At 64.5% G+C, this 9534-nt stretch carries 10 protein-coding genes and 1 pseudogene; 7 read left to right on the forward strand and 4 right to left on the reverse strand.

The window, feature by feature from the left end:
• Window positions 1-764: S8 family serine peptidase (locus K728_RS22550; protein WP_024475584.1), on the reverse strand; the 764-nt coding region annotated here is incomplete at its 3' end.
• A 184-nt stretch (window positions 765-948) separates the two neighbouring features.
• Between K728_RS22550 and K728_RS22545 the strand changes: the two genes are divergently transcribed.
• The 5 genes from K728_RS22545 (at window position 949) to K728_RS22525 (ending at window position 6066) form a co-directional block, all read left to right on the forward strand.
• Window positions 949-1428, forward strand: coding sequence for a hypothetical protein (locus K728_RS22545; protein ID WP_024475583.1), 480 nt, complete (start codon window positions 949-951; stop codon window positions 1426-1428).
• Entirely contained in the window at window positions 1425-3332 is a 1908-nt protein-coding gene (locus tag K728_RS22540) for a M64 family metallopeptidase (RefSeq protein WP_019481433.1), read from the forward strand. The genes K728_RS22545 and K728_RS22540 overlap by 4 nt, the downstream gene beginning before the upstream one ends.
• Window positions 3333-3360: 28 nt before the next feature.
• Window positions 3361-3981, forward strand: a complete 621-nt coding sequence (locus K728_RS22535) for an L-threonylcarbamoyladenylate synthase (protein ID WP_019481432.1) — start codon at window positions 3361-3363, stop codon at window positions 3979-3981.
• Window positions 3982-4298: 317 nt separating this feature from the next.
• A complete protein-coding gene (locus tag K728_RS22530) occupies window positions 4299-4538 on the forward strand; it encodes a hypothetical protein (protein WP_024475582.1) in 240 nt (79 codons plus the stop codon).
• Between the two features lie 7 nt (window positions 4539-4545).
• On the forward strand, window positions 4546-6066 hold the full coding sequence (locus K728_RS22525; RefSeq protein ID WP_024475581.1) for a CYTH and CHAD domain-containing protein: 1521 nt from the start codon (window positions 4546-4548) through the stop codon (window positions 6064-6066).
• 147 nt (window positions 6067-6213) lie between these two features.
• Here K728_RS22525 and K728_RS22520 read toward each other — a convergent pair whose 3' ends face one another.
• Window positions 6214-6654, reverse strand: coding sequence for a hypothetical protein (locus K728_RS22520; protein WP_193353909.1), 441 nt, complete (start codon window positions 6652-6654; stop codon window positions 6214-6216).
• A gap of 179 nt (window positions 6655-6833) precedes the next feature.
• Here K728_RS22520 and K728_RS22515 point away from each other — a divergent pair, with 179 nt between their 5' ends.
• Entirely contained in the window at window positions 6834-7265 is a 432-nt protein-coding gene (locus tag K728_RS22515; protein ID WP_024475579.1) for a LexA family protein, read from the forward strand.
• 9 nt (window positions 7266-7274) lie between these two features.
• Window positions 7275-8624, forward strand: a complete 1350-nt coding sequence (locus tag K728_RS22510) for a Y-family DNA polymerase (RefSeq protein ID WP_024475578.1) — start codon at window positions 7275-7277, stop codon at window positions 8622-8624.
• A gap of 196 nt (window positions 8625-8820) precedes the next feature.
• On the opposite strand, the gene K728_RS22505 is transcribed toward K728_RS22510, so the two are convergent.
• Complete coding sequence (locus tag K728_RS22505; protein ID WP_337587510.1) at window positions 8821-9375, reverse strand: ATP-binding cassette domain-containing protein; 555 nt, start codon at window positions 9373-9375, stop codon at window positions 8821-8823.
• Window positions 9357-9437, reverse strand: a pseudogene (locus K728_RS23385) (ATP-binding cassette domain-containing protein); the annotation flags it as partial. The gene K728_RS22505 and the pseudogene K728_RS23385, both read right to left, overlap by 19 nt.
• Between the last annotated feature and the right edge of the window lie 97 nt (window positions 9438-9534).

Genomic DNA, 9534 nt, shown 5'->3' on the forward strand with positions numbered 1-9534 from the left:
TGCACCTGCGGAATGTCGGCCCCAAGCGACATCGAAATCACGGCGCACCCGTTCGCCATGGCCCAGTCGATTCCGGCGATGATGCCGCCGTCGCTGCCCGACCCCGAGTCGCCGAGTACCTTCCCCGCGAAGATTTCCGCCTCGTAGGCCACGCCATACGCCGGGCCTTCGGATGGCGACCGCGGGCCACAGGAGGTCCCGATGCAGTGGGTGCCGTGTCCGTGCCCGTCCTGGGCCGTCTCACCGGGTACGAAAGACTCAACGGTGATTTGCCGGCCGGCGAAGTCCGGGTGGCTTGAGTCGAACCCGGTGTCCAGCACCGCGACCCGGATACCCTCGCCGCTGAAGGGGGATGTGTCCGCGGCGACGGCCTGAAGCCCCCAGGTGAGCTGCGCGCTGTCCTGGAACGACGACGAGGCTCCCCCGGGCTCGTCGGTGAGCACGTGGTGGATGAGTTCCGGGGAGACGGAGATGACGGTGCCCTCGTCGGACGACGAGCTGAGTGCCCGCTGCTGTTGCGGATCTGCGGACACGACAGCAACCCCGAGGTGGGAATAATACGTGGCATCAGCTCCCTCAGTGTCGGCTGGAGATGCGGCACGGGTGCCGAAGTCGCGGGAATCAGCGACATGGGACATGCCCGCAGCAGACCGAAGCAGCTCTGGAGCGTTCTCCTCGGCGTCGGCGAAAACAACTATGAAACGACCGGTGGTCTCCGGTTCCTGACCGCGGGGTCGGCTACCTGAGGACTCAGATTCAATCATGGTGGCACTCTACCTCTGGGTTCCTATGGGATAAAGACCCAACATAACGCCGCCGACGTTACTGCGGCGTTACTCGAGAAGCACCGGGCGGCAACAGCCTGGACCGCTGATTGACGGTAACAGCCGAGTAACGCCCGTGACGGGAGGATAGGACGAAGGCCAGACCCACCGGAAGAAGACCGCCATGACCGATAACCCCCAGCCCACGCCCAGTGCGATCAGGCTGATCTTCGAGTACGACGGCGACGACGTCCGGCTGATTCTGCAGCAACCCGTCGATGTCGCCGTCACCGGGTTTGATGCACACCCGGAGGTGAGAGCCGGCCGCTACGCCGAGGTGCGGGATGCCGACGACACGCCCCTGACCCGGGTGCCGGTGCGGACCAGTGACCTTCACAGCGCTGAGGTGTTCCCGGAAACTCCGGGCGAGCCCATCACCAGGGTCCAGGTGGAGCGGCCCACTGGCGCTTTCACCGTCGTCGTCCCGGCCCCGGCCGCTGCACGGTCCATCGCCTTGATCGACGTTGCGGCTCCCGATCCGGAGGACACCGGCAGCCGGGATGCTGCACCGCCCGGCGACGGCGGGGACGGCCGACAACTCGATGGTTTCCGCGTCACCGACATCACCAGCTTTGCCATCGAGGGACGAGGTGACACGAAATGACCACCGCCGATGGGACAGTGATTGGCACCACCCAGATCCGGGGCTCGGCGCCGCGAAACCGGGCCTTCAATGTGGTGCTCCTGGGGGATGGGTTCCGGGCGGCGGAGCAGGCCTCCTTCGATACCGCCTGCACCGCACTGGCGAATGCGTTCCTTGGTACACCGCCATTCAACGAACTGGCGCCAGCCATCAACATCTTCCGGGTCAATGTCTCGTCAACCGATTCCGGTGCAGACGATCCGGCGGCTGCGGGCGGCACGGGCGCAACCGTCCGAACCTACTTCGATTCCACGTTCGGCGGCAACGGCATCAGACGTCTGCTGCTGTGCAACGCCGCGACAGCCCTGACGGTCGCTGCTGCCCAGGTACCGGAATTCACCACAGTGCTGCTGATCGTCAATTCGACGATTTACGGTGGCAGCGGCGGATCCATCGGGACGTATTCGCTGGCGGCGAGCGCCACCGAAATCGGGATCCACGAGATGGGACACACCGCGTTCGGGCTCGCCGATGAGTACCCGTACTATGCTGGCGGCGACGAAACCGGCCAGGACCACCATCCCGGTCCGGAGCCGGGGGCACCGAACGTCACGATCAACCGGAACCGGGCGTCCCTGAAGTGGCGGTGGGCCGTCAACGCGGCAACCGCCATCCCCACCATGACCAACCCGGACTGCAGCACAGTGGATTCACGTCCCAGCCCAGTGGCCGACGGGACGGTCGGGGCTTTTGAAGGGGCCCACTATTACCACTGCGGCGCGTTCCGGCCGGAGTTTGCCTGCAAGATGCGCGACCTGGGGGTGCCGTTCTGCCGGATCTGCCGGCAGGTGATCTGGAACCGAATCGGACCGCTGGCGGCGTTGACCGCGCGGGCAAAGACGCCCCTCACGGTAATCGATAGGTACCCCGAACACCTCGATGTGTTCGCCGTCGCATCCGACGGGCGCACCATGTCCAACTGGTGGGACCAGAGCAGCGGCTGGGCGGGATGGTTCCAGCTCATGGGGGGCATCGCCTCACCGGGAGGTGCGGGATCACCGGTGACCGCCGTCGCCCGGTACTCCGGACATCTGGATCTGTTCACCGTCGGGACCGATAACCGGGTGTACAGCGCGTGGTGGAGCTCATCGGGTGGCTGGTCCAACTGGTTCCAACTCGGCACCCTGGTTGCCCGGGCCGGGGCGACCGTGAACGTCCTCGCACGGTACGCCGACCACCTCGATGTGTTCACCACCGCCGCGGACGGCAGGATCATGTCCATCTGGTGGGACGTGCGGACCGGCTGGTCCGGGTGGTTCCAGGTCTCAGGGGGTGTCGCGGCAGCCGGTGCGACCGTCACGGCCATTGCACGGTACCCGTTCCATCTGGATCTATTCACGATCGGCACCGACAACCGGGTCTGGAGTTGTTGGTGGGATGATCGCAGCGGCTGGTCCCGTTGGTTCCAGGTCGGCGCGCAGCTCGCCCGGCCTGATGCGACAGTCACTGTGGTGGCCCGCCACCCAGATCATTTGGACCTGTTCACCACTGCCCCTGACGGCAAGATCATGTCCACCTGGTGGAGCGCCCGCACTGGTTGGGGCAGCTGGTTCCAGGTCTCCGGAGGCGTGGCGTCCGCCGGATCACCGGTCACTGCAGTTGCGCGGTATTCCAACCACCTGGACCTCTTCACCGTCGGCACGGACAACCGGATCTACAGCACCTGGTGGCACGACACCACCGGGTGGGCAGGATGGTTCAACATTTCGGGCGGCGTCGCGAAACCGGGCAGCCAGGTCGCCGCCGTGTCTCGGGTGACCGAACATTTGGATGTATTCGTCATCGGATCGGACAGCGTCGTCTACAGCACGTGGTGGAACGCATCGACGGGGTGGGCTGGGTGGTTTCAACTGGGTATCACCTGACCTACCACCAGCGACGTATGCTCTTCGCATGGCCAAATTCTTCGATGTGCACCCCGACGATCCACAGCCGCGCGCAATCGGGCAGATCGTCGACGTCGTCAGGTCCGGCGGGCTCATCGCCTACCCGACGGACTCTTGCTACGCGCTCGGCGCGCAGCTGGGCAACAAGGACGCGCTGGACCGCATCCGCTCCATCCGGAAGCTCGACAACAAGCACCACTTCACGCTGGTCTGCAAGGATTTCGCGCAGCTTGGCCAGTTCGTCCACATCAATAACGATGTTTTCCGCAGCATCAAGGCCGTAACGCCAGGCAGCTACACGTTCATCCTGCCGGCCACCAAGGAGGTGCCGCGCCGGTTGCTGCACCCCAAGAAGAAGACCGTGGGTGTCAGGATTCCGGATCACCGGATGGTGCAGGCCCTGCTCGCCGAGCTTGGCGAACCGTTGCTGTCCAGCACCCTTCTGCTGCCCGATCAGGAAACGCCGCTGACCCAAGGCTGGGAAATCAAGGAAGAGCTCGACCACCAGGTGGATGCGGTCATCGATTCGGGCGACTGCGGCGCCGAACCGACCACCGTGATCGACTTTTCCAGCGGCTCCGCCGAAGTGGTGCGTCACGGCATGGGCGACCCGTCCCGGTTCGAGTGAGTGGTGTTGCCAGCTACGTGGGGTATTCTCAGCCCTAGACGGCCTCGGTTACCGTCGTTTTGGGCATTCATCACCGTCTGACCGCACGGCGAGCCAGCACGTTAAGGTATCCCGTGAACAGACAGCACCGCTCTCAGACAGGCAAGATCCTTCCTGTTTCGTCCTGCGAGGCGCCCCACGAATCAGCTACGCGGTACGAACTGCGCGCCTCACTCTCGACTCGCACCGTTAGAGGTTTCCCAGCACCGGCAGTAAACCCGTCGCCCAGGGCAGACCTTGCCCGGGGATGAACACCGTCGACCGGCTGGAGGCCAGACATGAGCTATTCAAACGAACTAACCATCAAACGGCTGCGTGATAGTGGCGCCGACAAGGATCTCCTCCATCAGTTGGAGCAGGTCGATGCGGAGATCGACGTGATTCTCCGGTCGGGCGGGACCTCACAGGATGTGAGGGAAACCCAGCAACTTTTTGACGATTTGTCGGCTGCCGCGGTCGACGCAGCTGTCCAGCCCGTCCCCTCGGGACACACGGGCGCTGGACACCAGACGCAATAATAAGACCATGACACGCACCGAATCTCTTGAGATCGAACGCAAGTACGACGTCGGCACCCATGAGGTGGTCCCCGACCTCACCGGCATCACCGGCGTGGCCAGCGCGGACGACGGCGGTACCGTGGTTCTGGAAGCCCTGTACTTCGATCTGCCGGACCGGTCGCTGCTGCGCCACGGAATAACCCTGCGACGGCGGCGCGGGGGCAAAGACGAGGGCTGGCATACCAAGTTCCCGGCGGACGCGGACCGGCTCGAGGTCCAGGTGCCGCTGTCCGGCACGGGCGATACACCGCCGTCGGAGGTACTCGATCTGGTTCGGGTCCATGTCAGGAATAGTGCCCTCGAACCAGTTGCACGAATCACGACCACCCGCACCATCACCACTCTGGTGGATGCGGCTGGCACCCCGCTGATCGAAATCAGCGATGATGTGGTCGACGCAGAGGACCTGACCACCGGCGTCGAACGGTCCTGGCGGGAATGGGAAGCAGAAGTGCAGGGCGGAGAACCCGCTCCCGATGATGCCAGGCAGGCCCTGGTGGACGCCGTCGAGCACTCCTTGTTGAACGCTGGCGCCGCCCCAGCCGCCAGCACGTCGAAACTGGCCCGGGCCATGGGTGGCCAACCCCAGCTCGCTCCGGTCCACGGTAAGCCCGGCTCTGTCCGGAATGTGCTGACCGCTTCGTTCCGCCAGGTGGCCGCCGAACTGGTGGCGTGGGATCCGCGGGTGCGCCGCCACGAGGCAGGTTCGCTGCACCAGTTGCGGGTGAAGGCTCGCACTCTGCGTAGCATGCTGAAGACCTATCGGCCGCTGCTGGAGGGCGGCCCGGCGGGCGAGCTCGAAGGTCAGCTGAAGTCACTCGGCCGGAATCTCAGCGCCGCCCGTGACGCGGAAGTGATGCAGGCGCTGATCGTGACCCGCATTGCCAACCGGCCACCGGGGTCAATCCCCCGGCACGTGATGAGGCGGTTGGACAAGTCATCGGCCGCCCGGTACCAGAAGGCCTACTCGGCAGTCCTCCGGGACCTCAATTCCGCTGAATACTTCGCTACCCTTGATGCCCTTGACGAGTTCACCGCCCGGGTCCCGCTGAAGGGCGAGAAGAACAACGGCGGGAAGGCTGCCACGAACCTTCCGCCAGCGGTCAACCGCCAGCAGGAGATCGTGGTGAAATCCGCTCAACGTGCCAGCCGCGCATCAGATCTGGACTCCCAGCTGGAGTTGCTGCATGAGGTGCGCAAGAGGTCCAAGCGCCTGCGCTACGCGATCAGGTCGGTTGAGGGGGCCTCGGGATTCGCTTTCGGCGGGCAGGTGGGAAAGTCAATGAAGTCGTCGGAGAAGATCCAGGACATTCTGGGAACCCACCGCGACAGCGTCCTCTTTCAGGAGTATCTCCTCAAAGCATCCCGTGCGGCGCGACGGGCCGGAGAGAACACTTACGCCTACGGAGTGCTTCATGAGGCCGAGAATTCGATCCAGGCCGATGCTGAAAGAAAATTCCGGAAGAGCATCAGGAAGCTCAGCTGACCGGAGAGCGCACACCATGACCCACCCCACCCAGCCTTGGAACCGCTCACGGTGGGATGCTTCCGCCGAGCTGCCGGAGCGAAACAACGGCGGCTTCGGAGAGTGCTAGCAGGTCAGCGGTCGCGTCGGATCACCGGTCCTGGTAGTTCACCAGTCCTGCCAGCGGCGGTTGCCCTGAAGCGGGATGGCGCGTCGCGCGGGGCCCCGCTGTTCGCTGTCTTCCGTGGCCCACGAGATGAGCACGGCTGGCTTTTTTCCCCGCAGATAGCCACTGAACGTGGCCTCCCCCGAGGTCTGCATGGTGCTTCGCAGATTCGAGGACTCCACAGCGAACTGCTCGAATTGCACGTCGACCGCAGTTGCCTTGGCTGATCCGGTGTTGGTCAACACCCAGATGTTGTCCTTCTGCCAGTACACGGCCCAGTCAGCTTCCCGCAGCCGAGGGGGTTCAGGCACTTCAACCTGACCGGCGGTCACAGCCTCGGGCGTGCGGCGATGACGGTCCGCAGCAATCGCTGCCCACCCGCCGGCAAAGCCGAATCCCGCGGCAACAATCGCCATCACAGGGAACCGGATCCAGTCCATCACTCGTTCCCCAATCCGCTTTCAGTCGGTCACCCGGTAAGCAATTAGCCGCCCGTGGTGTTGCCGCGTCCCCGTGAAATCTAGCACTGAGCCGACCACACTTTTGACGCTGCCCCGCTGAAAGGTCCGGGTCGGGTGCTACGCTTATTTCGTTCGAATATATGTACTAATCGAGGGATGCCGTGACCGTTGTAGCCCATATTGCTCAGTTACACGGAACCCCGCCAGGCCACTTCACCGACGTCGCGCCGGTCTCCGTTCCCGCAGGTTTCCCCTCGCCCGCACAGGACTATTACGACGGCGGGATTGACCTCAACAAACACCTGATCAAAGACACCACCTGTACTTTCATCGTGAGGGTCTCCGGCGACAGCATGTCCGGCGCCGGTATCAACGACGGGGATGAGCTGATCGTGGACCGGTCGTTGGCGCCCCACCACGGCTCGGTGGTGGTGGCGATCCTGGACGGCGAGTTGACGATCAAACGGCTACACCTTGGCGCCACCGGGGTCATCCTCAAAGCGGAAAATCGCGACTATCCGGACATCACTGTCGCTGAACTGTCCGACTTGTCGGTGTGGGGGGTAGTCACCCGCTGCCTGCACTACGTGTAAGCCGCTGCGATGACCGATTACCATTCCCGGATGCCCGATGGCCCGGGCCATTACCCGTCGGCGGCAGCAGCCGACCGTACCAAACCGTCCCGGATAGCTCTCGTCGACGTCAACAGCTTCTACGTCAGCTGCGAACGTGTCTTCGATCCCAGCCTGGCGGGCGTCCCGGTGGTGGTCTTGTCAAACAACGACGGCTGCGTGGTGGCCCGGTCCAATGAGGCGAAAGCCCTCGGCATTCCGCTCGGCGAGCCGTGGTTCAAAATCTCCGCCCAAGCTCCCGGCTGGGGGCTCATTCAGCGCTCCAGCAACTATGAGCTCTACGGAGACCTGAGTTCACGGGCCATGGAGCTGATGGGACGCTTCGCCGCCTGGCAGGAGGTGTACTCGATCGATGAGTCCTTTCTTGGTCTCGCGGGTTCGCCGCAGTCCTTACAGGATCAAGGCTGGGCCATCCGGGCCGCCATGGCGCTGCACACGGGGTTGCCGGTCTGCGTCGGAATCGCCCCGACCAAGACCCTTGCCAAGTTCGCCAACCGGGTGGCCAAACAAAACCCTGCGATGGGTGGCGTCTGCAATCTCGACACCATGCCCGGGGCCCACATCGACCACATCATGTCGCGGGTCCCGGTCACCGGGGTCTGGGGTATTGCTGGCCGGCTCGGAAAACGGCTCAATGCCATCGGCGTGTTTACCATCGCTGACCTTCGTGCCGCTGACCCGTTGTTGATGCGACGGAAATTCTCGGTCCTCATGCAGCGCACCATCCTGGAGCTGCGCGGTGTGCCGTGCATCGAACTGGAAACGGAGCGCGCGGACAAAAAGCAGATGATCTTTTCCCGCTCATTTTCGACGCCGGTCACTACGCTCGCTGGAATGCATCAGGTGATGAGTCTCTACGCGCAGGCCGCGGCGGTGCGCCTGTCCCGGGCGAAGCAACTCGCCAAGAGCATGACCGTCTTTGCTGGCACATCACATTTCCACCGGACTGCTTCCTCCTTCCCGTCCGTGACCGTGAGACTGACCGCCCCGACCGCTGATCCGGTGGTCCTGACGCGGGCGGCTGTCGGGGCCCTTGAGGGACACCTTGGGGAGGGGGTCCCCTACGCTCGGGCCGGGGTGATGCTCACCGATCTGTCCCCCGCCGGGTTTCAACCGCAACTGGACGTCTTCGTTTCGGTGCACGAGCGGCGCAACATCGGAGCGCTCCTCGGCGAGGTGACCCAGAAGTACGGTACGGGAAGTATCGGACTGGGTCGGGCCGGTATGTGCGCCCCGGCCGATTGGACCATGAGCCGCCGGTATTCCTCCCCCCGGTACACCACCGAGTGGGATGAACTCGCCATTGTGAAAGCCGACTGAGTAAGGCCAACTGAGTAAAAGCCGACTGGATGAAAGTACTGCCGACCACTGACCACGGGTGGGCCTTGGTCCCCCTCAAGCAAATGACTCTGCGGCCGGTTCTGAATTCGCCGGCACGATAGGCCCCGCCGGTGACGCGCGCGGTATTGTCCCGATACTGGCGCTGCCTGGTCACAGTACTTCCCGGGACCGGGTGCTAGGCGATTGCGTCCTGTCTGGCCCTACCCGAGAGCTCGAGAACCCGCTCGCACAGCGCGGCCTCTTCCTGATTGTGGGTGACCATCACCACGAACCTGTCGGCCAGTCCAGCACGCAGATCGGCCAGCAGATCCCGGGCCGCCACCGGGTCGAGGTGGGCGGTCGGTTCGTCGAGGAGCACGACGTCGGCCCTCGTCAGCAGGGCCCGGCCAACGGCGAGGCGTTGTTGCTGCCCGCCGGAAAGCCAGGTGCCGCCCGGCCCAACCTGGGTATCCAGTCCTGCGGGCAGGTTATGCACAAAATCGCCCAACCCGGCCCGGGCCAAAGCGGCAGCAAGTTCAGCCTCGGATGGTGGGTCGGCCGGGGTGCGGGCCAGGGCGAGGTTGGCCCGGATACTGGATTGGAACAGGTGGGCTTCCTGGGGGCACCACGCGATGCGCGGCGCACCGGTGGCGNCGTTCCGGCCCGCGCCAGACCGACGGGTTCCCCGTTGATCAGATAGCTTCCCTCCCGCATCGGCAGGAATCCGAGCAGCGCACCGAGCAGGGTCGATTTCCCGCTCCCGGAAGGGCCGGTCACCGCAAGCCACTCCCCCCGGCGGAGATCCAGGGACACGTCCGAGAACGCGGGAGCCGTCTGATCCGGGTAGGTGTAGGAAGCGCCCCGCAGCTCGAGCGAAGAGACGCTGGCCCCCGGCGGCCGTTCGGCGCGG

Source organism: Arthrobacter sp. CAL618 (genome assembly GCF_000468215.1).
Classification (GTDB): Bacteria; Actinomycetota; Actinomycetes; order Actinomycetales; family Micrococcaceae; genus Arthrobacter_D.

Excerpts from the sequence above, each read along its gene's own strand:
- K728_RS22525 (WP_024475581.1), top strand. The coding sequence starts at position 4,546 with ATGACACGCACCGAATCTCTTGAGATCGAACGCAAGTACGACGTCGGC.
- K728_RS22545 (WP_024475583.1), top strand. The coding sequence starts at position 949 with ATGACCGATAACCCCCAGCCCACGCCCAGTGCGATCAGGCTGATCTTC.
- K728_RS22530 (WP_024475582.1), top strand. The coding sequence starts at position 4,299 with ATGAGCTATTCAAACGAACTAACCATCAAACGGCTGCGTGATAGTGGC.
- K728_RS22510 (WP_024475578.1), top strand. The coding sequence starts at position 7,275 with ATGACCGATTACCATTCCCGGATGCCCGATGGCCCGGGCCATTACCCG.
- K728_RS22540 (WP_019481433.1), top strand. The coding sequence starts at position 1,425 with ATGACCACCGCCGATGGGACAGTGATTGGCACCACCCAGATCCGGGGC.
- K728_RS22535 (WP_019481432.1), top strand. The coding sequence starts at position 3,361 with ATGGCCAAATTCTTCGATGTGCACCCCGACGATCCACAGCCGCGCGCA.